Below are 20,550 nucleotides of genomic sequence, written 5' to 3'. Positions count from 1 at the left end.
CCGGATGAACGGAGGGCGTCATGCGCATCGGCGAACTCGCGGAGCGCACCGGGGTGTCGACCCGGCTGCTCCGCTACTACGAGGAGCAGGGGCTCGTCTCCTCGAGCCGCGAATCGAACGGCTACCGCGACTACCCGGAGCCCGCCGTCGAGCGGGTGAACCAGGTGCGCGGGCTCATCGAGGCGGGCATCCCGACCGCCGTCATCCTCGACATGCTGCCCTGCCTCGCGAGCACCTCCGTGGTCGAAGCCCCGGTCATCGCGCAGGAGCTCGCCGAGACGCTCGCCGAGCGGCGCGCGCAGCTCGAGCAGCGCATCGGCTGCCTCGCGCGGAACCGCGACGCGATCAGCGCCTATCTCGACCGCGCGACGATCACCCGCTGAGCAGCGCGGCGCAGCGTTCGAGCCGGGCGAGCCACCAGCCGGTGCGCTCCGCGTCGGCCGCGTAGCGGTCGAGCAGCACGGGGTCCGGCACGACCCGTCGCACCGGGACGGCGCCGTCCTCGGGGAACAACGGCTCCGCCGTGACATCCGCCGCCAGGAGCGAGGCGGTGCCGAGCCCGCAGTCGAACGGGAGCTCCGGAACCGCTGCGGCGAGGTGCGCGCCCATCGCGAGCCCGACGCTCGTGTCGAGCGCGCTCGACACGTTCACCGGCAGGCCGGCGCGCTCGACGATCTCGAGCGCGCGGCGGATGCCGCCGAGCGGCGCCGCCTTGACGACGAGGAGGTCCGCAGCGCCCGCCTCGGCGACGGCGAGCGGATCGGCCGCCCGGCGCACGCTCTCGTCGGCGGCGACCGGGATATCCAGGTAGGCGGTGCGCTCGCGGATCTCGGCGAGCTCCTCGACCGTCGCGCACGGCTGCTCGAGGTACTCGAGGTCGTACTCGGCGAGGGCGTGCACGGCCCGTTCGGCCTCGTCGACCGTCCAGCCGCCGTTCGCGTCGAGCCGCACCCGCCCCTCGGGGCCCAGCGCCCGGCGCACGGCCGCGACCCGCGCGACGTCCTGCGCGAGGGTCTGATCGGCCGCCGCGACCTTCACCTTCGCCGTGCGGCAGCCCGGGAAGCGGGCGAGCACGGCGGGCACGCTGTCGGGGTCGACGGCGGGCACCGTCGCGTTCACCGGGATCCGGTCGCGCAGCGGGGCGGGCGGCGCCGTCCAGCCGAAGTCGATCGCGGCGGCGAGCCAGACCGCGGCCTCCTCGTCCTCGTACTCGGCGAAGGGGCTGAACTCGGTCCAGCCCTCCGGGCCCTCGAGGAGCAGCGCCTCGCGCACGTCGATGCCGCGGAAGCGGGTCACGAGCGGCAGGGCGACGACGCGGGCGGTGGCGAGGAGCTCATGCAGCGACGGCTGGACCATGCGCCCAGTCTCGCGCACCCCGGCGCGGCCCGCAGCGGGAATAGGCTGGAGGGCATGAGCGCCGAGGTGTCCGAGCTGTTCGATCCGAGCGAGTGGGTGGATGCCGCGCCCGCCCTCGCGGGGCCCGAGGGCTTCACCGACCTCACGTATCACCACTCGAAGGACGGGCGCATCGCCCGGGTCGCCTTCGACCGCCCCGAGGTGCGCAACGCCTTCCGGCCGCACACCGTCGACGAGCTGTACCGCGCCCTCGAGGACGCCCGCACGAACCCGCGCATCGGCGTCGTGCTGCTCACCGGCAACGGGCCGAGCGCGAAGGACGGCGGCTGGGCGTTCTGCTCCGGCGGCGACCAGCGCATCCGCGGCCGCGACGGCTACAAGTACTCCGACGCCGAGACCGCGATCGTCGACGGCGCGGGCGGCACCGCCGATCCGCACGGGCACGCGGCCGTCGGGCGCCTGCACATCCTCGAGGTGCAGCGCCTCATCCGCTTCATGCCGAAGGTCGTCATCGCGGTCGTCCCGGGGTGGGCGGCCGGCGGCGGGCACTCCCTGCACGTCGTCTGCGACCTCACGATCGCGAGCCGCGAGCACGGCCGCTTCAAGCAGACGGACGCCGACGTCGGCTCGTTCGACGCGGGCTACGGCTCCGCCTACTTCGCCCGGCAGATCGGGCAGAAGTTCGCGCGCGAGGTGTTCTTCCTCGCCGAGGAGTACTCGGCCGAGCGGGCGTACGAGATGGGCGCCGTGAACCGGGTCGTGCCTCACGCCGAGCTCGAGCGCGAGGCGATCGCCATGGCGCGCACGATCCTCACCAAGTCGCCGACGGCGATCCGCATGCTGAAGTTCGCCTTCAACGCCGTCGACGACGGCATGGTCGGCCAGCAGGTCTTCGCGGGCGAGGCGACGCGGCTCGCCTACGGCACCGACGAGGCCGTCGAGGGCCGTGACGCCTTCCTCGAGAAGCGCGCACCCGACTGGGGGCCGTACCCGTGGCACTTCTGAGCCGCCGCGCGGCGGAGCCGGCGCCGTGAAACCGCTTCATCGGGTTCCGTCGGGCGAGCTGCCGCGGCTGCGATCCGCGCTCGCCGCGGCGCTCGACGGCGGTCCGGCGGTCTGGCCGGTGGCGGATGCCGACGCGGTCGGTGCGGCCGGTGCGCCCGACGAGGCATCCGCCGTCGATCCCGTGCTCCGGGAGGTCGCGGACGAGGTCGCCCTCGTCGTGGAGACGAGCGGCTCGACCGCCGCGCCGAAGCGGGTCGCCCTCAGTGCCGCTGCGCTCGTGGCCAGCGCCGAGGCGACGCACGACGCCCTCGGCGGCCAGGGCCAGTGGCTGCTCGCGCTGCCCGGGCACTACATCGCGGGCGCGCAGGTGCTCGTCCGTTCGTCCCTCGCCGGGCTCGACCCCGTGACCGTGCCCGACGGGCCGTTCACCGCGCCGGGCTTCGCGGCCGCCGCCGCGACCATGCTGCCCGAGGTGCCGCACTACGCCTCGCTCGTGCCCGTGCAACTCGCCCGCCTCGTCGAGGGCGCCGACCGCGACCCCTTCGTCGCCGCGGCGCTGCGCTCCTTCGACGCCGTGCTCGTCGGCGGCCAGGCGCTCGGCGCCGAGCTCGCCGAACGGGCCGAGGCGCTCGGCGCGAGGATCGTGCGCACCTACGGCTCCAGCGAGACGGCCGGCGGATGCGTCTACGACGGCCGGCCGCTCGACGGGGTCCGCCTGCGCGTCGTCGACGGCGAGGTGCAGCTCGGCGGCCCAACGCTCGCCCGCGGCTACCTCGGCGACCCGGAGCGCACCGCCCGAGCCTTCCTCGCCGAGCGGGGCGAGCGCTGGTACCGCACCGGCGACCTCGGTGAGCTGACGGCCGAGGGGCGACTGCGCATCCGCGGTCGCGCCGACGACGTCATCGTCTCCGGCGGCGTGAAGGTCGCGCTCGGCGAGGTCGAGCGCGCGGTGCGGGGGCTGCCCGGCTTCGCCGAGGCCGTCGTCGTCGCCGTGGCCGACGCCGAGTGGGGGGAGCGGCCGGGCGTGGCCGTCGAGGCGGCCGCGTTCGCGGGGCTCGGCGACGACGCCGTGCAGTGGCAGCTCGCCGCGCTCGCGAGCGCCGTCGACGCCGCCGGGCTGCCGCCGGCCGGCCGGCCGGTGCGGCTCGCGGCCCTGCAGGCGATGCCCCGCCTCGACTCCGGCAAGCCCGACCGCAAAGCCGTCGCCGCCCTGCTCGCGGCGGGCGCATAGCGTGCGGAACTAGGCTGAGGGCCGTGGTACGCCAGAAGCCCCAGCGCCCCGATCCCGCCGTCACCCGCCGCGCGAAGAGCTACGGCCGCAGCGGCAATCCCGCCCGCGCCGCCCAGGGCCCGGTCGCCGCGCGCGGTCCGGCGACCGTCGGCGACTGGATCTCGGGCGCCCGGCTGCGCACCCTGCCCCTCGCGATCGCGCCGGTCGCGCTCGGCACGGGCGCGGGCGTCGTCGCCATCGCGGACGGCCCGTGGCATCCGACCCGCGCCGTGCTCGCGCTCATCGTCGCGCTCGCCCTGCAGATCGGCGTGAACTACGCGAACGACTACTCGGACGGCATCCGCGGCACCGACGACCACCGCGTCGGCCCCGCGCGGCTCACCGGCTCCGGTCTCGCGAAGCCCAAGCACGTGCTCGCGGTCGCGCTCGCCTTCCTCGGCATCGCCGCGCTCGCCGGCCTCGCCCTCGTCGTCATCACGCAGCAGTGGTGGCTGCTCGCCGTCGGCGCGGCCGCGATCGTGGCCGCCTGGTTCTACACCGGCGGCAAGCGGCCCTACGGCTACGCGGGCCTCGGCGAGCTCTTCGTCTTCGTGTTCTTCGGCCTCGTCGCGACCGCCGGCTCGGCGTTCGTGCAGGCCCTCGACGTGAACCTCGAGGCGTGGTCGGGGGGCGTCGGCGCGGGGCTCCTCGCCTGCGCCGTCCTGATGGCGAACAATCTGCGCGACGTCGAGCAGGACCGCGCCTCCGGCAAGCGCACGCTCGCGGTGCTCGTCGGCGCTCCCGTCGGGCGCGCGCTGTTCTGCGTGTTCATGCTCGTGCCGTTCGGCATCGCCGCCTTCTGGGCGCTGCTCTACCCGACCGGATGGCTCGTACTGTTCGCGCTGCTCGCGGCGCTGCCGGCGTGCGTCATCGTGATCACCGCGCGCACGGCGAAGGAGCTGCTCATCGCGCTGCAGCTCGCGAGCCTCACGGCGCTCGTCTACGGCGTCGGCCTGGGGCTCGTCTTCGCGCTCTGAGCGCGGCGCGCGACGCTACGCGGCGCGCTCGGCTATTCGGCGCGCTTCGCGTCGGCCGGGTGCGCGGATGCCTCGTGCTCGACGGCCTCGACGGCCGCGTCCTCCGCGGCGTCGTCGTCGCGCACGAGCGGCTGCTCGCGGTGGCGGGCGGCGTACAGATCGCCCGAGAGGGCCTCGCGCGGCTTGCGCAGGAACAGGAGCGAGGCGCTCAGTCCGAACACCGCCGCGACGAGGGTCGACACCCAGACGTTCACGTTCGCGATGAGCAGCACGGCGAGCGGCACCGCGAAGAGCAGGATGCGCAGCGCGGTGTACCAGATCCAGACGGGCACCGATTTCACCCTGCCAGTGTAGGCGCGGCGGCTGAGCGCGGGCTGCGGGACCGCGGTGCACCGGGCTCTCCCAGCCTGCCGTGATCTGGCGCGCCTAGACTGGGGGCATGCCGAGGCTCGCTGTCATCGTCGTGGCAGCCGCGATCGTCTTCTGGATCTACACGATCGTCGATTGCGCGCTGTTCGATCGGCTGCGCGTGCGCGGCCTCCGCAAGGGCTGGTGGGTCGCCCTCGTGATCCTCGTGCCGGTCGTCGGCGGCGTGCTCTGGTTCGTGATCGGCCGGGGTCGCCGCACCCGCAGCGGCCGTTCGCTCGCGCCCGACGACGACGCGGAGTTCCTGCGCCGGCTCGGCTCCGACGCCGTGCAGGAGGAGCGCATCCGCCGCCTCGAGCAGGAGCTCGCCGATCTCGACGACGACCCAGGCACTGGCGACGAGGGGCACGACTCCGGGGCGGGCCATCCGAGCCGCGGCGACCGCGGCCCGCACGACCCCGAGGCGCCGGGAGAGCCCGGCCAGCCCGGTCGACCGCATGACTGACCCGGGTGCCGTGGGCGCTGCGCCCGAGGCATCCGAGCACCGGCGGAGCCCCGCGAGCGAGTTCGCCGTGGCCCTCCTCGCCGAGCTCGAACGGCTCGGCGTGCGCGACGTGGTCGTCGCCCCCGGCTCCCGCTCGCAGGCGCTCGCGCTGGCGGCCGCCGAGTTCGAGCGCGCCGGCCGGCTGCGGCTGCACGTGCGCATCGACGAGCGCAGCGCGGGCTTCCTCGCGCTCGGCCTCGGCGTGGAGTCGGGGCATCCCGCCGCGGTCGTCGCGACCTCGGGCACGGCCGTCGCGAACCTGCACCCCGCGGTGCTCGAGGCGCACCACGCGGGTGTGCCGCTGCTCGTGCTCGCCGCCGACCGGCCGGCGGAGCTCCGCGGCATCCGCTCGAACCAGACCACCATGCAGCCCGGCATCTTCGCCGGAGCGGTGCGCCTCGAGCGCGACGTCTCCGCGCCCGAGGGCGCGCCCGGCGAGGCCGAGACGGCCGCCGAGCTCGCGCGGCTCGCGGTCGCCGCGGCGGAGGGACGGGATGGCACGGGCGAGTCGGTGCCGCATCCCGGCCCGGGCCCGGTGCTGCTGAACCTGCAGCTGCGCGAGCCGCTGTCAGCGGTGGCGGCGCTGCCGCCCGCCGCCGGCGAGCCGATGCCGCCGGTGTCGCCCGGTGCTGATGGCGCCGCCCCCAGCGGGCAGGCGGGAGCGCTCGCCCGCGGACCGCGCACCGTCGTGGTCGCGGGTGCCGGGGCGGGCCCCGCCGCCGAGGCGCTCGCCCGCGCGGGCGGCTGGCCGCTCATCGCCGAGATCACGAGCGGCGCCCGCTTCGGGCCGAACCTCGTGCCCGCCTACCGCGAGGTGCTCGCCGAGCCCGGCCTCGGCGACGCCGTCGAGCGGCTCATCGTGTTCGGGCACCCGACGCTGTCGCGAGAGCTGCCCGCGCTCGTGCAGCGCGAGGGCGTCGAGACCGTCGTCGTCGCGCCGAGCGGCGTCGAGTGGTTCAACCCCGGCCACCGGGCCCGGCGTTTCGAGCGCGCCGTGCACGTCGAACCCGGAGCGCCGGCCGAGGGGGAGCGCGCCTGGCTCGGCCGCTGGCTGCAGACGGGCCGGGCGCTGGCCGCCGCGAGCGCGCCCGCCGAGCCGGACGCCGTCCGCACCGGGGTCGACGAAACCGGCCACGTCACCGACTTCGCCGCGCAGCGCGCCTTCCTCGACGCGCAGCTCGGCCGCATGCGCGAGCCCGTCGGCCGCCGACTGCTCGCCGAGTCGGTCTGGGCGGCGAGCTGGCCGCACGACCGGCTCGTGCTCGGGGCATCCCGGCTGATCCGCGACGCCGACCGCGTCGTGCCCGGGCGCCGCATCCACGCGCACGCCAACCGCGGACTCTCTGGCATCGACGGCACGGTCGCGACGGCGCTCGGCATCGCGATCGCCAGTCAGCAGCCGGCCGCGGCCGGCGAACCGGCGGAGGCGGTGGCCGAGGCATCCTCCGCTCCGGCGTCGGCCGCGTCCGACGGCTTCGACCCGTCCGCCGGCGACGGGCTCGCCGCCATGCTCGCCCGCGCCGCCGAGGTCGAGCAGCAGCTCGCCGAGGCGAAGGCCGGCCGCGCCGCCCAGGAGGCCCGCGCCCGAGCCGAGTCGAGCGTGACCCGGGTGCTCCTCGGCGACCTCACCCTGCTGCACGACGTCGGCTCGCTGCTGCTCGGCGCGGGGGAGACCCGCCCGCGGATCCTCGTCATCGTGGGGAACGACGGCGGCGGCACGATCTTCGACTCGCTCGAGGTCGCCGCCTCCGCGCCCGCCGAGGCGTTCGACCGCGTGCAGTACACCCCGCAGTCGGTCGACCTCGAGGCCCTCGCCCGCGCCTACGGCTGGCGGTACCGGCGGGCCGCCGTCCGCTCGGAGCTCGAGGCCGCGCTCGGCGAGGCCGTGACCGAGCCCACCATCCTCGAGGTCCCGCTCAACCGCTGAGGCGCGCGAAGGCTTGGCCCGCCCCTCCCGCGCGCGCCATGATGGAGCCCACGCGGCATCCGCCGCCGACGCGCCGAGGGGGAACCGAATGGACCGCGAATCGTTCTGGACGGCGGACCCCGCCGAGCTGCTCCGCGTCGGCCCGGGCTTCCGCCTCGCCGACGTCGACACGAACGCGCACCCGGGCTTCGACGGCGACAAGGTCGCGGGCCAGGCCGCGCTCGCCGAGGGCGCCGCCGTGCTGAACCGCCTGCAGGAGCAGCTCTTCGCGAACAACGTCGTGAACGGCGACGAGCGGCGCGTGCTGCTCGTGCTGCAGGCGATGGACTCCGCCGGCAAGGGCGGCATCGTGAACCACGTCATGGGCGCCGTGGATCCGCAGGGCGTGCACCTCGCCGCGTTCAAGAAGCCGACGGCCGAGGAGCTGCAGCACGATTTCCTCTGGCGCATCCACAAGCAGGTCCCCGCGGCCGGTCAGATCGGGGTGTTCGACCGCTCGCACTACGAGGACGTGCTCATCGGACGCGTGCGTGAACTCGCCCCGCCCGAGGAGATCGAGCGGCGCTACGGCGCGATCAACGACTTCGAGGAGGAGCTCGCCCGCACCGGCACCTCCATCGTGAAGGTCATGCTGCACCTCTCGAAGGACGAGCAGCGCGAGCGCCTCGCCGACCGACTGGCCAGGCCCGACAAGCACTGGAAGTTCAACCCGAGCGACATCGACGAGCGCGCCAGGTGGGACGACTACCAGGAGGCGTATCAGCTCGTCTTCGAGCGCACGGCGACGGCGGATGCCCCGTGGTTCGTCGTGCCCGCCGACCGCAAGTGGTACGCCCGGCTCGCGGTGCAGCACCTCGTCATCGACGCCCTGGAGCGGATGGACCTCGACTGGCCGAAGGCCGACTACGACGTCGCGGAGCAGCAGCGCCGGCTCGCGGCATCCTGACCGCCGCCCCGCACCACCCCTCGACTTGCCCGACTTTCATGAAAGTCGGGCAAGTCGAGAAGATGTGCGGCGTCAGCCGCCGAAGGCCTCGACGATCGGGCGGAACTTCATCTCGGTCTCGGCGAGCTCCTCGGCCGGCACCGAGTCGTGCACGATGCCGCAGCCCGCGTAGGCCGTGACGGTGCCGTCGCCGTCGACCTGCGCGCAGCGCAGCGCGATCGCCCACTCGCCGTCGCCCGCGCCGTCGACCCAGCCCACCGGGCCGGCGTAGCGTCCGCGGTCGAAACCCTCGAGCTCGGCGAGGACGTCGAGGGCGACGCTCCGGGGCGTACCGGCGACGGCCGCCGTCGGGTGCACCGCCCGCACGAGGTCGAGCGAGTTCGAGCCGTCGCCGAGGGTGCCCTTGAGGTCGGTCGCGAGGTGCCACAGGTTCGGCAGCTGCAGGGTGAACGGCTCCGGGCTCGAGTCGAGGCGGCGGGTGTGCGGAGCGAGCCGCTGCACGGCGCTCGCGACGGCGAGCGCGTGCTCGGCGAGGTTCTTCTCGCTCGCGGCGAGCTGCGCGGCGTGGTCGCGGTCGGATGCTTCGCCGGCCCCCCGCGGGGCCGTCCCCGCGAGCACCCGGGCCGAGACGGTGCCGTGGTCGACGCGGACGAGGGTCTCGGGGCTCGCCCCGATGAGGCCGTCGACGGCGAACACCCAGGTGTCGGGGTAGTCCTCGGCGAGCCGGTTGATGGTGGCGCGGAGCCCCGCGTCCTCGTCGAGCGCGCCGACCAGCTGGCGGGCGAGCACGACCTTCTCGAGCTCGCCGGCGTCGATGCGGCGCACGGCCTCAGCGACGGCCGTCTCGTAGCCGGCGGGGTTCATGCTGCCGGGAGCGAACGCGACCCGCGGCACCTGGCGCTTCGGTGCCGGCGTCGGCAGCAGCGCGGCGGTCTCCTCGCCGGCGGTCGCGTCGGCGAGCGCCTGCCCCTCGGCGGAATCGGCGAGGGCGATGCGGGTGATCCAGGAGCGGCCGTCGCGACGGCCGAGGACGAGCTCGGGGACGATGAGCACGCTCGTCGCGGCGGAGTGCGCGGCGAACGCGAAGGCGCCGAAGGCGACGAGGCCGGTGCCGGGCAGGCCGACCCGGTCGTCGAGGTCGGCGGCGGCTGCGATCGAAGTCCAGGCGGCCGCGGCATCCTCGATCCGGTGCTCGCCGTTGGATTCGATGCGGAGCACCTCGCCGAGGCCGACGACGCCCTCGCCGCGCCGTAACCAGACGAGCGGGTTGCGCGGGTCGGTGCGAGGGATCAGCGGCTCGGTCTCGTCGACCGCGGTCGTGCGAACGATGAGCCGCGAGCCCGCGGAGGCGGGGGAAGCGGCGGCATGCTGGCTCACCGCCCCAGCCTACGCCCGCACCGGCCGGGGGCAGCCGCCGGGCACCCAGGGTGCGGTCGTAGACTCGGAGGATGACCCGCGCAGACCTCGGCAAGCACCCGGAGCAGGTCTCGGCCATGTTCGACCGGGTGGCGGCCAACTACGACCGCACCAACACCCTGCTGTCGATGGGCAACGCCCCGCTCTGGCGCATCGCCACGACCCGGGCGGTCGACCCGAAGCCGGGTGAGCGCATCCTCGACATCGCCGCGGGCACCGGCACCTCGAGCGCGAGCCTCGCCCGCAGCGGCGCCTCGGTCGTCGCCGCCGACTTCTCGCCCGGCATGATCGAGGTCGGCCGCCGCAGGCAGGCGCACGTGCAGAACCTCGTCTTCGTCGAGGCCGACGCCATGCGGCTGCCGTTCGACGACGACGAGTTCGATGCGGTCACCATCTCCTTCGGGCTGCGCAACGTCAGCGACCCGAAGCAGGCGATCCGGGAGTTCCTGCGCGTGACGAAGCCCGGCGGGCGGCTCGTCATCTGCGAGTTCTCGCACCCGCAGGCCTCGCTCGTGCGCGCCGGCTACGGCGCCTACCAGCGCTGGGTGATGCCGCCGCTCGTGAAGCTCTCCAGCTCGAACGACACGGCCTACGAGTACCTGAACGAGTCGATCAACGCCTGGCCCGTGCAGTCCGAGCTCGCGGCCTGGCTGCGCGAGGCGGGCTGGCGCGACGTCGCCTGGCGCAACCTGACGCTCGGCGTGGTGGCCCTGCACCGCGGGCGCAAGCCGCGCGCCGCGGCAGCGGGCTCGCCCGAGTAGGCGGTTGTCCCGCGTGGCCGGCTCGCCCGCCCGGCGATGTCTCCGGCCCGCCTTCGCCACGGCCGATACGCGAGCGGGCTCCGACGCACAGGTAGGCTGGACAGCGTGAAATCGAGCCTCCAGGGCGCGCGTCGCGGGTCCTCCCTCGCCGCCAACCTCGGTCTGAGCGAGCGCGTCTTCGCGTCCGCAGCCGATCGGGCGATGGCTCGGGCCATCGACGACGGGCTCGATCGGGTCGAGGCGGGGCTCGTCGACGAGGTGCGCTTCACCGCACCGGTGGCGGATGCCTCGACGCGCTACCTGCTCGAGGCCGGGGGCAAGCGGGTGCGCCCCATGCTGACACTGCTCGCGGCGCAGCTCGGCGACGGGGTGACCGACGAGGTCGTCATCGCGGCCGAGGCCATCGAGATCACGCACCTCGCGAGCCTGTACCACGACGACGTCATGGACGAGTCCGACCGCCGCCGCGGGGTGCCCAGCGCGCACGCGGTGTGGGGCAACTCGATCGCGATCCTCACCGGCGACCTGCTGTTCGCCCGGGCGAGCCAGCTCATGGCCCGGCTCGGCGAGCGCGCCATCCGCATGCAGGCCGACACCTTCGAGCGCCTCGTGCTCGGTCAGCTGCACGAGACCGTGGGGCCGCAGCCGGGCGACGATCCGGTGGCGCACTACATCCAGGTGCTCGCCGACAAGACGGGCTCGCTCATCGCGGCGGCCGCGCAGTCGGGCGTGATCTTCTCGAACGCCGACCCGGCGTTCGAGGCGCCGCTCGTCGAGTTCGGCGAGAAGATCGGCGTCGCCTTCCAGCTCATCGACGACGTCATCGACCTGTCGCCGCGCCCCGCCGAGACGGGCAAAGTGCCCGGCACCGACCTGCGCGCCGGGGTCGTGACCCTGCCGCTGCTGCGCCTGCGCGAGCTCGCCAAGCGCGATGCCGAGGCGGCATCCCTGCTCGCGCGCATCGAGCGCGACGTGCTCCCCGTCCCGGCCGACGCCGTGGGCGACCCGCTCGACACCAACACGCAGGCCGCGAGGATCGTGCCGTCGAAGGAGACGGTCGACGCCATCGTGGCGGAGCTGCGTGAGCACGAGGCCACCAGGGTGACGCTCGCCGAGGCGCACCGCTGGGCGGACGAGGCGGTCGCCGCGCTCGCGCCGCTGCCCGAGGGCAGCGTGAAGAAGGCGCTGACGCGATTCGCCGAGACCATCGTGGAGCGCTCGAGCTGAGCTCGGGCGAGAGGAGAACGAGCACGTGACGAAGAACAAGCTGCGCCTGGCGATCGTCGGAGCCGGCCCCGCCGGCATCTACGCCGCGGACATCATGCTGAAAGCGGAGCGCAACTTCGACGTCTCGATCGATCTCTTCGATCACCTGCCGGCGCCCTACGGGCTGGTCCGCTACGGCGTCGCGCCCGACCACCCCCGCATCAAGGGCATCATCACCGCGCTGCGCGAGGTGCTCGACCGCGGCGACATCCGCATCTTCGGCAACGTCCGCTTCGGACGGGACCTCACTCTCGACGACCTGCAGCAGCACTACCACGCCGTCATCTTCGCGACGGGCGCGGTGCGCGACGCCCCGCTGCACATCCCCGGGGTCGAGCTCGAGGGCTCGTACGGCGCCGCAGACTTCGTGAGCTGGTTCGACGGGCACCCCGACGTGCCGCGCACCTGGCCGCTCGACGCGAAGCAGGTCGCCGTCATCGGCAACGGCAACGTCGCCCTCGACAGCGCCCGGATCCTCGCGAAGCACGTCGAGGACCTGATGGTCACCGAGATCCCGGCGAACGTCGCCGAGGGCCTCGCGGCCTCGCCCGTCACCGACGTGCACGTGTTCGGCCGTCGCGGCCCGACCTCGGTGAAGTTCACCCCGCTCGAGCTCCGCGAACTGGGCGAGCTGCGCGACGTCGACATGATCGTCTACGACGAGGACTTCGACTACGACGATGCCGCGAAGGCGGCGGTCGCGGGCAACAAGCAGGTCTTCGTCATCGACAAGGTGCTGCAGCAGTGGCGCCAGCGCGAGGTCGGGCAGGCGTCGCGACGGCTGCACCTGCACTTCTTCGCGAAGCCGCTGGAGTTCGTCGACGACGGCACCGGTCGGGTCGGCGCGATCCGCTACGAGCGCACGAAGTCCGACGGGGCCGGCGGCGTCGTCGGCACGGGCGAGATCCGCGAGCTGCCGGTGCAGGCCGTGTACCGCGCGGTCGGCTACTTCGGTTCGCCGTTGCCGGGCGTGCCGTTCGACGAGAAGTTCGGCGTCATCCCGAACCACGAGGGTCAGGTGATGATCCGCGACGAGGAGACCGGCGAGCCGCGCCAGCTCTACGGCGTGTACGCCACGGGCTGGATCAAGCGCGGACCGGTCGGGCTCATCGGGCACACGAAGTCCGACGCCATGGAGACGGTGAAGCACGTCATCAACGACCTCGGCAATTGGTGGCAGCCGGAGCACCCCGAGGAGGAGGCGATCGTCGAGCTGCTCGAGTCGCGCGGCATCCGCTGGACCGACCTCGACGGCTGGCACCGCCTCGACGAGCACGAGCTCGCGCTCGGCGAGGCGGAGGGGCGCGTTCGCATCAAGGTCGTGCCCCGCGACGAGATGGTCGACCTCTCCCGCGGCGAGGCGTAGGCCGCCCCTTGTGGACAGCGGGGCGCCTCTGCGCCGCGTCCGCGGCTAGCCTCGGGCGGTGCCCCTCGCTCCGCAGCTGATCGCCACGCTCGGTCTCGCCGCGCTGGGCGGCCTGCTCGGCTGGTGGCCGCTCGCCGCGTGGGCGACGCGGAGCCTGTACGGGCCGCCGCCGCGAGGCGTCCGCGCCGTCGCCGCGACGAGCGCCGCGCTCGCCGCGGCCGCGTTCGGCGCGCTCGGCTGGCGCTTCGCTCGGCCGGAGATGGATGCCTCGAGCCTCGCTGTGCTCGGCGCGCTCCTCGTGTTCGCGGCCGCCGCAACGGTGCTCGCCGTCATCGACGTGCTCGAGCACCGGCTGCCGAACGCGGTGCTCGGACCGGCCGGGCTCACCGTCGCCGCCCTGCTCGGCGTCGCGGCGGCGCTCGACGGTGCAGGCGCCGGGCCCGGCCGGGCGCTCTCGGCGGCCGTCGGCGCCGCCGTGCTCTTCGCGCTCTTCCTCGCCGTCGCCCTCGTCTCGCCGCGGGCGATGGGCATGGGCGACGTGAAGCTCGCGGCCCTCGTCGGCGGTGTGCTCGGCTGGGGCGGGCTCACGAGCTGGGCGGTCGGCGTCGTCGCCATGTTCCTCATCGGCGGCCTCGTCGCCGTCGTCGGCCTGAGCCTGCGGCGAGTGCCGCCAGGCGGGGCGATCCCGTTCGGTCCCGCGATGCTCGCCGGGGCGCTCCTCGCCGTCGTCGCGGTGCCCGCTACCCTGGGGCCATGACCGCCGCGTGGCGCCCCGACGTGCTCGGGCCCGGGTTCGAGCAGCTGACGCTGCCGCTCGGCTCCGACGACGAGGGCGAGCTCGTCGCCACCCTCGTGCGCTACACCCCGCCGGCGGCATCCGGCTGGTGGCCGTTTGCCCGCACCCCGCGGGGGCCGGTCGCCGGCTGCGACGTGCTCTCGGTGCACGGCTGGAGCGACTACTTCTTCAACCCCGAGCTCGCCCGCTTCTGGGCCGCGCAGGGAGCCCGCTTCTTCGCCCTCGACCTGCGCAAGTACGGCCGAAGCCTCCGCCCGGGACAGACGCCCGGCCTCATCACCGACCTCGCCGACTACGACGCCGACCTCGACGCCGCGCTGACCGCGATGCGGGCCGGCGGACCGGCCCGACCGCTCATCCTGATGGGGCACTCCACCGGCGGGCTGACGCTCTCGCTCTGGGCCGACCGGCACCGCGGCCGCGCACGCGCGCTGGTGCTGAACAGCCCGTGGCTCGAGTTCCAGCTGAGCCGCGTGGGCCGCGAGGCACTCGCCCCCGTCTTCGCCCTCGGCGCCCGCGTGCACCCGCTCGCGCCGCTGCCGAACGTCGACCTCGGCTTCTACACCCGGGCCGTCGCGAAGGAGCAGGGTGGCGAGTGGGAGTACGACCACCGCTGGCGGCCCGACCGGGGCTTCGCGACGAGCCCCGTCTGGCTGAACGCGATCCTCGCCGGCCACGCGCGCGTCGCCGCGGGCATCGACGTCGGCTCGCCGGCGCTGACCCTGCTCTCGGCCAGGTCGAGCATCCTCACCCGCTGGGACGAGTCGATGCGTACCAGCGACAGCGTGCTCGTGGTCGACGAGATCGCCGAGCGCGCGCTGAAGCTCGGCCCCGAGGTCACCGTGTCGCGCATCGACGGCGCACTGCACGACGTCACTCTCTCGCGGGAACCCGCCCGCGCGGCCGCCTACGCCTCGATCAGCCGCTGGCTGCGCGGCTACGCGCCGCGCTGAGCCGCCCCCGCCGGACGCAGGCGCGGCCCGGGGTCAGCGGAAGTTGACAAACTGCAGGTCGACCTCGAGATCGGCCGCCTTCAGGATGCGGATGACCTCCTGCAGGTCGTCGCGGCTCTTCGACGACACCCGGAGCTCGTCGCCCTGGATCTGCGACTTCACCGTCTTCGGGCCCTGCTCGCGGATGATCTTGCCGATCTCCTTCGCGGCCTTCTGATCGATGCCCTGCTTCAGGGCGATCTCGATGCGGAACTCCTTGCCCGAGGCGTAGGGCTCGCCCGCGTCGAGGCTCTTCAGCGTGATGCCGCGCTTGATGAACTTCGACTGCACCACGTCGAGCACGGCCTTGACGCGCTCGTCCGAGGAGGCCTTGAGCAGGATCTTCTCACCGCTCCACTCGACCGAGGCGCCGACGCCCTTGAAGTCGTAGCGCTGCTCGATCTCCTTGCGGGCCTGGTTGACCGCGTTGTCGGCCTCCATCTTGTCGACCTTGGAGACGATGTCGAAAGTGCTGTCCATACCGTCGTTTCTAGCACGGATGCATGGGCGGACTGAGTGTCTGACGTTGCCGCTATGGTCACGGGCATGAGCAACCCGTGCCCCGACTGCGGCCGCGAGCGCGGCACTGAACAGGTGCATCTCGGCCGCGACCGCTTTGGCGCGGCGGTGCTTTCGCCCGAACGTCCGAGCCGGTGGTGCGAGCCGTGCCATATCGGCATCGACCCTGACTCGGAGTGGCCACGCCCGATGCGGCCAGAGTTCCAGGGTCTGCCCCTCACGGCCTGCGGCTTCGCGATCCTCCCGAACGGCAAACTCATCCCACCGCGGGAGCTGTACTAATTGGCCCGGGAGTTGGCGCCCCGCGAATGGGGCACCGAACCGGTGCGCCACCTCCGGATAGGCTGCGGGCATGAGCGACGAGCAGGCCATCCCCGCACCCGAGGTCGAGACTGAGGTGCCAGCCCCGTCCTTCTGGTCGAAGGTGCCACTCTGGGTCAAGTTCGCCGTGCCCGCCGGCCTCGTCGTTGTCCTCGTCGGGGTGTGGATCGCGATCGCTGCGAACCAGCCCACGAAGCTCGAGGCGGCTGCCGAGAAGTGCGAGATTTCCGCGCTCGCGATCGGTGACGAGGGGAAGACGCTCATCCTCGACATGAAGGTCGATGGTGGGTCCGGGCTCCCGATCGAGGATGTGGTCTGCGCCCTCGCCGAGCTGAACGTCTCCGACGCTGTGCTCTCGCAGATGGACTCGACGCGCGCACTCGACGGCAAGCAGACCGCCGAGTGGGACGACATCACCGCGACATGGACGTACCACCCTGATGAAGGCCTCGACGTCATCCTCGTCCAGAAGTAGGCCCCTCGTCCCGCGGACCTAGGCTCGAGTCATGCGCCTTATCGGAACCATCCGCCCCACCGCGAGGACCGAGCTCGTCGCCGAGGGACACGACCGAGGCTCCGCCTACGAAGCACTCGAAGCACTGGTCCCGGCCGGGCATGAGCTGATCCAGGCGCACTTCTCGATGAAAGCCGGCGTGACGACCGTGCGCGGCACCATCCGCCCCGACCGGCCCGAGACGATCGAAGTCGAGGGCGCCGACTACGCGGCCGCGAACGCTGCGCTCGAGGCACAGGTGCCCGAGGGCTACGTGCTGCTCGGCCGCACCATCATCTGATCGTTCACGAGTAAGCGTGCACGACGGCCCACCCTGACCCGTCGCGGAGCGCGTCGAGCACGAACGACTCCCCAGCCTCGCTCGTGGCCTGGAAGCGCCAGCCGGCCTGCACCTTCCCGGGGTGGGTGATCATCGGCGGGACGTCGTCCGCGTCGGCGTAGATCGGGGTCGGGGTGTCGGTGACGCGCCACCGCTGCTCGCGCCAGTACAGGCGGACCGGGCGGTCCTGCTCGAGCCAGAGGGTGACGTGGTCGGTCATGGTCAGCATGATGATCTCCATGTGGCTCAGTGGGCTTGCATGATTCGAAGTTGTGTTCGAGAGTTAAGCAGCATACGCCCCACCGCTCGACCGTCAAGAGGTTCCCCCGATGCGCTACTGGACCCCGAAGCTCCGAACCGTCCGTGACGGCGAATGGGTCCAGTTCGACCGCGGGCGCCGCATCGCGATCATCCGCCGCATCGGCGCCGGCCACCCGCCCCGCGAACTCCTCCGCGCCGACACCTGGGCCGACGACCCGCTCGCGCGCGAGTTCCTCGGCTACTTCCCTGTCGACGAGCTCCGCCTGGCCGCGGAGATGGTGTGGGAGGTGTACCAGGCCGCGATCGACGCCCGGAAAAGCCGAGGCCGAGCCCGTGCCGCAGCCTGAGCCGCCGCGCTGGCACCCGCTCCTCGCCACGGACGAGCGCGAGCCCGGGACGTGGTACCTCGTCGACACGTCGGGCCGCGACTACGGGCGCATCCGACTCGTCGAGATCAGCGGCGAGCGAGGCTACGAGGCGCACGTGAAGCCGCTCGACGGGCCGGTGCGTCTCGTCGGGCACTTCACCTCGCTGCGGGCATCCTGCGAGCGTGTGCACCGCGCGTACGTCGCCTCGCACGGCAGCCGCGGCCCGATCGGGTGGTCGGCACCGCCAGCGACCCCAGGAACGACGAACGCGCCCCCTCCCACCCGAAGGTGAGAGGGGGCGCTGCAAGGCCGTCAGGTGGCGCGGTGGCGCGGGACGTAGCGGGGCTGGGCGGAGGGTCTGCCGCCGAGAAGGATCGACAGCCACGGCCAGCGGGTCTCGGCCCACTTGAGCACGGCGTAGTAGGCCGACTGGGTGGAGCCGATGATGCCGAGCACGAGGGTGGTCTGCAGGGCGGGGTCGATCACGATGATGCTCGTCGGGATGAGCGAGAGGAGGTAGCCGACGATCGACGGGATCAGGGTGCGAAGGAAGGCCCACAGCAGGTCGGCGCCGGCGCCGTAGGTCGGTTCGGTCGGGATGACGAGCAGGTACCCGATCGGCGGCCACAGCTTCGCGAGGAACGTGACGAGCAGGTAGTAGGCGTTCGCGAACACGATCGCGAGGACGCCCGCGAGGCCGACCGCACCCTCCTCGGGCACAGCGATGTTGGCGAGCAGCAGAGCGGCGCACACGGCGCCGACGATGTAGGCCGTGAGCGTGCGCACCACGGCATCGAGGACGTTCATGGTTCTCCTATCGGGGTAGGCCGTCGGGCCATTCGGGCGGGGGCGGGGGTTTGCCGTCCCAGATGTGGGCGCGCAGTTCGTGCGCATGGGTGCGGTACCCGTCGCGCTCGCGCATGAGGTCGTGGTTGCGGTCGTCGACTTTCTGCATCCGCTCTTCGAGACGGGCCGTGCGTTCGGTCTGCTCGGCACGGTGGGCAGTGAGTTCCTCCTGCAGCTGGTCGATGAGCTGCTGCTCGTTCGACTTCTCCGCCACTGCAGCCGTGGTCGCCGCGGTCTGCTTCGCGATCTCGACCTGGGACGCTGCCTGCGTCGCGGCCGTCGTGCGCGCGGTCTTCGCGGACACGAAGTAGCCGATGACGATGCCGATCGTTCCGATGATCCCGACACCGGCGGTGACGAGACCGCCGAAGAGCCATTCGGGCATTCCAGCCCCTTCCGAGTCGGGGTTAGAGCGCGGCCTTGAGGGTGGTGAGGAACGCGGCCGGCATCTGCTTGATGGCCGCGAGCACGGCGGCTTCGTTCTCCTCGAGCGCGTCGCGGAGCACGGCGGGCACCGATGCGAGGAGCTGGTTGCTCAGCTCGCCGAGCTGCTCCTTCGTCAGGGCGATCTGTCCGTTGGCCTGCGCCTGCCGCACCTGCTTGAGCGAGTACGGCGAGCGCTGGTGGATGTAGTCGAGATCCGCCCGCCCGCCGTCGATCGCGCCGCGGATCGACTGCAGCGAGTTCGGGTTCCCCTTGCCGTTGTTGATCCAGCCGACGTCGTTGCGTACCTCCTGGACGGCGCCGTTGACGATCTGCCGAAGGTCATCGAGTGTTGCCATGTCGAACTCATCTCCTATCTCAGTGCCGGGTCCGCCGGCGGTGGTGCTCATGTACGCGAGCGGGTCGACGGCCGACCCGTCCGCACGGTGGTACTCCTGGTGGGCGTGGACGAACACCGTGCCGGTGTTTCCCATGACGCCGATGTCCTGCCCCTGGCCGACGTCGTCGCCGGCGGAGACGAGGATGCGTGCCATGTGCGCGATGAGGGACCACGTCCCGTCGCCGTGCGCGATGACGACCCGGTTCCCGTAGCTGCCGTAGCGGCCGGCCGCGGTGATCTTGCCCGAGGCCGGGGCAACGAGTCGCAGATCCTCGGCTGTGGCGTCGCCGTGGCCGATGTCGATGCCGACGTGCCCCTTCGCTCCGGTGTATGCGTCGCGGCCGATGTCCTCGCCGTGGCGGGTGGTGATGCGGCCGCGGGCGGTCTTGATGATGGTGACCACGTCAGGCTCCTATCCCTTGTAGTAGCCGTAGACGGCGGCGGTGCCTTTGAAGGTGGCGCCGGACGGGGCGACGAGGGAGATCCGGAGCCCGTCGTGGGCCTCGCTGGTGCCGTACCAGTGGCCGTTCTCGTTCTTGCCGAGGCTGGGGCCTCCGAGGTCGGTCGCGGTGCCTTCGGTGAGCGCCATGGTCCGCCATGCCGCATCGAAGGGGCGGCGCACCTTGAGGTCGATGCCGTGGATCTGGCCGGCGACGCCGGTGAGCTGCCACTGTGCGACGTTGGCCTGCGCGGCTGCGGCCGCGCTCCCGCCGCCGCCGTAGAACACCTGCGTCCAGTACGAGCTGGTCTTCGTTGCGCCGCCGGCGCGAAGCTGCGCTTGCAGGTTCCGGGACGCGGTTGCTTCGATGTCGAGCTGGACGAGGTAGTTGTCGAAGAACGGATCGCTGAAGATGTTGTCGAGCACGAGCTCCGTGGAACCGGCAGCGATCTGCACCGTGGTGATCAGGTTCAGGCCGTCGTTTACTCGGGCCCAGGCGCCGCCTCGGCGGATGAGAAGGGCCTTCGTGTCGAGCCGGTAGGCGAGCGAGCCGTCGGCCGGCGTCCAGCCGCTCTCCTCCGTCTGGTTGCGAAGCCACACGACACCGCCGGACGATGCCGTGTAGAGCGCTGTCTGCGTGATGATGACGCCCGCGGCGTTGGTCGTTCCCGACCCGGCGGGCACCTGCACGTGTCCGAGCTCCAGGGCTCCCGCGGGAAGCAGCGCACGAGCCGCGGAGAGGCTTGTCTGCTCGACCTTGTCGATGATGGGGCCGTCGGCCCCGTCACCCTTGGTGGCTTCGCGCTGGCGGGCGTAGATGACGGACCACCGGGAGCCCGAGGCGGGCGCGGCCGAGATGGTGACGCTGACGGTGCCGTCGTTCGAGAGCCGGACTGCACCGGACCGATCGATGAGAAGGTTCACCATCGCCACGTCGACGGCCATCGATGCCTTGCCGGTGATGAGCGGAGCATCGGTGTGGGGGAGGATGCCAGGGCGCAGCGCTCCGGCAGCGTTGCGGGCGAAGTCGCCTGCCATGGCGCGGCGGATGTCGTCGAACGTGGCGGCCCCGGAGACCGCGGGGAAGCCAGGGCGTGCAGCCATGGATTGCTCCAATCAGAGGTTGCCCGGTTGCGGAACGTCGCCGGGTCG

Annotated in this window: 26 protein-coding genes; 17 read left to right on the top strand and 9 right to left on the bottom strand. The window is 72.9% G+C overall.

Going from position 1 to position 20,550, the window contains the following annotated elements; genetic code table 11:
• Positions 1-20 precede the first annotated feature (20 nt).
• Complete coding sequence (locus QSJ60_RS18165) at positions 21-383, top strand: MerR family transcriptional regulator (RefSeq protein WP_230767768.1); 363 nt, start codon at positions 21-23, stop codon at positions 381-383.
• Here QSJ60_RS18165 and QSJ60_RS18160 read toward each other — a convergent pair.
• Positions 373-1,356 (bottom strand): o-succinylbenzoate synthase, encoded by a 984-nt coding sequence (locus tag QSJ60_RS18160; RefSeq protein ID WP_285465059.1) that lies wholly within the window; start codon positions 1,354-1,356, stop codon positions 373-375. The two genes, QSJ60_RS18165 and QSJ60_RS18160, sit on opposite strands and share 11 nt — an antisense overlap.
• A 54-nt stretch (positions 1,357-1,410) precedes the next feature.
• Between QSJ60_RS18160 and QSJ60_RS18155 the strand changes: the two genes are divergently transcribed.
• From QSJ60_RS18155 to QSJ60_RS18145, 3 genes are read left to right on the top strand one after another with little or no spacing between them, the layout of a single operon-like run.
• Positions 1,411-2,361: a 1,4-dihydroxy-2-naphthoyl-CoA synthase gene (locus QSJ60_RS18155; RefSeq protein ID WP_285465058.1), complete on the top strand. Its 951-nt coding sequence runs from the start codon at positions 1,411-1,413 to the stop codon at positions 2,359-2,361.
• 25 nt (positions 2,362-2,386) lie between these two features.
• A complete protein-coding gene (locus QSJ60_RS18150) occupies positions 2,387-3,592 on the top strand; it encodes an AMP-binding protein (protein ID WP_285465056.1) in 1,206 nt (401 codons plus the stop codon).
• Positions 3,593-3,615: 23 nt separating this feature from the next.
• Positions 3,616-4,608 (top strand): 1,4-dihydroxy-2-naphthoate polyprenyltransferase, encoded by a 993-nt coding sequence (locus tag QSJ60_RS18145; RefSeq protein ID WP_308085315.1) that lies wholly within the window; start codon positions 3,616-3,618, stop codon positions 4,606-4,608.
• A 32-nt stretch (positions 4,609-4,640) separates the two neighbouring features.
• Here QSJ60_RS18145 and QSJ60_RS18140 read toward each other — a convergent pair whose 3' ends face one another.
• Complete coding sequence (locus QSJ60_RS18140) at positions 4,641-4,949, bottom strand: DUF4229 domain-containing protein (protein WP_189085506.1); 309 nt, start codon at positions 4,947-4,949, stop codon at positions 4,641-4,643.
• A 98-nt stretch (positions 4,950-5,047) separates the two neighbouring features.
• On the opposite strand from QSJ60_RS18140, the gene QSJ60_RS18135 reads away from it, so the two are divergent.
• The 3 genes from QSJ60_RS18135 to QSJ60_RS18125 all read left to right on the top strand — a co-directional run bounded on the left by QSJ60_RS18135 (position 5,048) and on the right by QSJ60_RS18125 (position 8,391).
• On the top strand, positions 5,048-5,479 hold the full coding sequence (locus QSJ60_RS18135) for a PLD nuclease N-terminal domain-containing protein (protein WP_230767760.1): 432 nt from the start codon (positions 5,048-5,050) through the stop codon (positions 5,477-5,479).
• Complete coding sequence (gene menD, locus QSJ60_RS18130) at positions 5,472-7,445, top strand: 2-succinyl-5-enolpyruvyl-6-hydroxy-3-cyclohexene-1-carboxylic-acid synthase (protein WP_285465053.1); 1,974 nt, start codon at positions 5,472-5,474, stop codon at positions 7,443-7,445. Before QSJ60_RS18135 ends, menD begins: the two co-directional genes overlap by 8 nt.
• Positions 7,446-7,533: 88 nt before the next feature.
• Entirely contained in the window at positions 7,534-8,391 is an 858-nt protein-coding gene (locus QSJ60_RS18125; protein WP_285465051.1) for a polyphosphate kinase 2 family protein, read from the top strand.
• A gap of 72 nt (positions 8,392-8,463) precedes the next feature.
• Here the strand turns inward: QSJ60_RS18125 and QSJ60_RS18120 are convergent, their stop codons facing one another.
• Positions 8,464-9,768: an isochorismate synthase gene (locus tag QSJ60_RS18120; protein WP_285465050.1), complete on the bottom strand. Its 1,305-nt coding sequence runs from the start codon at positions 9,766-9,768 to the stop codon at positions 8,464-8,466.
• Between the two features lie 71 nt (positions 9,769-9,839).
• Between QSJ60_RS18120 and QSJ60_RS18115 the strand changes: the two genes are divergently transcribed.
• The 5 genes from QSJ60_RS18115 to QSJ60_RS18095 all read left to right on the top strand — a co-directional run bounded on the left by QSJ60_RS18115 (position 9,840) and on the right by QSJ60_RS18095 (position 14,949).
• Entirely contained in the window at positions 9,840-10,568 is a 729-nt protein-coding gene (locus tag QSJ60_RS18115; RefSeq protein ID WP_285465049.1) for a demethylmenaquinone methyltransferase, read from the top strand.
• A 105-nt stretch (positions 10,569-10,673) separates the two neighbouring features.
• Positions 10,674-11,795 carry a polyprenyl synthetase family protein gene (locus tag QSJ60_RS18110; RefSeq protein ID WP_230767751.1) on the top strand — a complete coding sequence of 374 codons (1,122 nt, stop codon included), beginning with the start codon at positions 10,674-10,676 and terminating at the stop codon, positions 11,793-11,795.
• Between the two features lie 25 nt (positions 11,796-11,820).
• Entirely contained in the window at positions 11,821-13,200 is a 1,380-nt protein-coding gene (locus QSJ60_RS18105) for an FAD-dependent oxidoreductase (RefSeq protein ID WP_285465048.1), read from the top strand.
• 58 nt (positions 13,201-13,258) lie between these two features.
• Positions 13,259-13,957, top strand: a complete 699-nt coding sequence (locus tag QSJ60_RS18100; RefSeq protein ID WP_230767749.1) for a prepilin peptidase — start codon at positions 13,259-13,261, stop codon at positions 13,955-13,957.
• Positions 13,954-14,949, top strand: a complete 996-nt coding sequence (locus QSJ60_RS18095; RefSeq protein ID WP_285465046.1) for an alpha/beta hydrolase — start codon at positions 13,954-13,956, stop codon at positions 14,947-14,949. Before QSJ60_RS18100 ends, QSJ60_RS18095 begins: the two co-directional genes overlap by 4 nt.
• A gap of 33 nt (positions 14,950-14,982) precedes the next feature.
• Here QSJ60_RS18095 and QSJ60_RS18090 read toward each other — a convergent pair whose 3' ends face one another.
• The gene (locus tag QSJ60_RS18090) at positions 14,983-15,468 is read right to left on the bottom strand and encodes a YajQ family cyclic di-GMP-binding protein (protein ID WP_285465044.1); all 486 of its coding nucleotides are present in this window, start codon (positions 15,466-15,468) and stop codon (positions 14,983-14,985) included.
• Between the two features lie 66 nt (positions 15,469-15,534).
• On the opposite strand from QSJ60_RS18090, the gene QSJ60_RS18085 reads away from it, so the two are divergent.
• The 3 genes from QSJ60_RS18085 (at position 15,535) to QSJ60_RS18075 (ending at position 16,622) form a co-directional block, all read left to right on the top strand.
• Entirely contained in the window at positions 15,535-15,789 is a 255-nt protein-coding gene (locus tag QSJ60_RS18085; RefSeq protein ID WP_285465042.1) for a hypothetical protein, read from the top strand.
• A gap of 70 nt (positions 15,790-15,859) precedes the next feature.
• Positions 15,860-16,303: a hypothetical protein gene (locus QSJ60_RS18080; RefSeq protein ID WP_285465040.1), complete on the top strand. Its 444-nt coding sequence runs from the start codon at positions 15,860-15,862 to the stop codon at positions 16,301-16,303.
• Positions 16,304-16,334: 31 nt separating this feature from the next.
• Positions 16,335-16,622, top strand: a complete 288-nt coding sequence (locus QSJ60_RS18075; RefSeq protein ID WP_285465038.1) for a hypothetical protein — start codon at positions 16,335-16,337, stop codon at positions 16,620-16,622.
• 4 nt (positions 16,623-16,626) lie between these two features.
• Here the strand turns inward: QSJ60_RS18075 and QSJ60_RS18070 are convergent, their stop codons facing one another.
• Positions 16,627-16,890: a hypothetical protein gene (locus QSJ60_RS18070; RefSeq protein ID WP_285465037.1), complete on the bottom strand. Its 264-nt coding sequence runs from the start codon at positions 16,888-16,890 to the stop codon at positions 16,627-16,629.
• 100 nt (positions 16,891-16,990) lie between these two features.
• Between QSJ60_RS18070 and QSJ60_RS18065 the strand changes: the two genes are divergently transcribed.
• Positions 16,991-17,269: a hypothetical protein gene (locus QSJ60_RS18065; protein WP_285465036.1), complete on the top strand. Its 279-nt coding sequence runs from the start codon at positions 16,991-16,993 to the stop codon at positions 17,267-17,269.
• The gene (locus tag QSJ60_RS18060; protein WP_285465035.1) at positions 17,256-17,582 is read left to right on the top strand and encodes a hypothetical protein; all 327 of its coding nucleotides are present in this window, start codon (positions 17,256-17,258) and stop codon (positions 17,580-17,582) included. The genes QSJ60_RS18065 and QSJ60_RS18060 overlap by 14 nt, the downstream gene beginning before the upstream one ends.
• Before the next feature lie 20 nt (positions 17,583-17,602).
• Here QSJ60_RS18060 and QSJ60_RS18055 read toward each other — a convergent pair whose 3' ends face one another.
• From QSJ60_RS18055 to QSJ60_RS18040, 4 genes are read right to left on the bottom strand one after another with little or no spacing between them, the layout of a single operon-like run.
• Positions 17,603-18,097: a hypothetical protein gene (locus QSJ60_RS18055; protein ID WP_285465034.1), complete on the bottom strand. Its 495-nt coding sequence runs from the start codon at positions 18,095-18,097 to the stop codon at positions 17,603-17,605.
• A gap of 7 nt (positions 18,098-18,104) precedes the next feature.
• Positions 18,105-18,521, bottom strand: coding sequence for a hypothetical protein (locus tag QSJ60_RS18050; RefSeq protein WP_285465033.1), 417 nt, complete (start codon positions 18,519-18,521; stop codon positions 18,105-18,107).
• A gap of 22 nt (positions 18,522-18,543) precedes the next feature.
• Positions 18,544-19,362, bottom strand: a complete 819-nt coding sequence (locus tag QSJ60_RS18045) for a M23 family metallopeptidase (protein WP_285465032.1) — start codon at positions 19,360-19,362, stop codon at positions 18,544-18,546.
• A gap of 9 nt (positions 19,363-19,371) precedes the next feature.
• The gene (locus tag QSJ60_RS18040; RefSeq protein ID WP_285465030.1) at positions 19,372-20,502 is read right to left on the bottom strand and encodes a hypothetical protein; all 1,131 of its coding nucleotides are present in this window, start codon (positions 20,500-20,502) and stop codon (positions 19,372-19,374) included.
• Positions 20,503-20,550: the final 48 nt, after the last annotated feature.

It is taken from the genome of Agromyces sp. NBRC 114283 (genome assembly GCF_030268405.1).
GTDB lineage: Bacteria > Actinomycetota > Actinomycetes > Actinomycetales > Microbacteriaceae > Agromyces > Agromyces mediolanus.
This window is presented reverse-complemented; position numbering and strand designations above follow the sequence as displayed.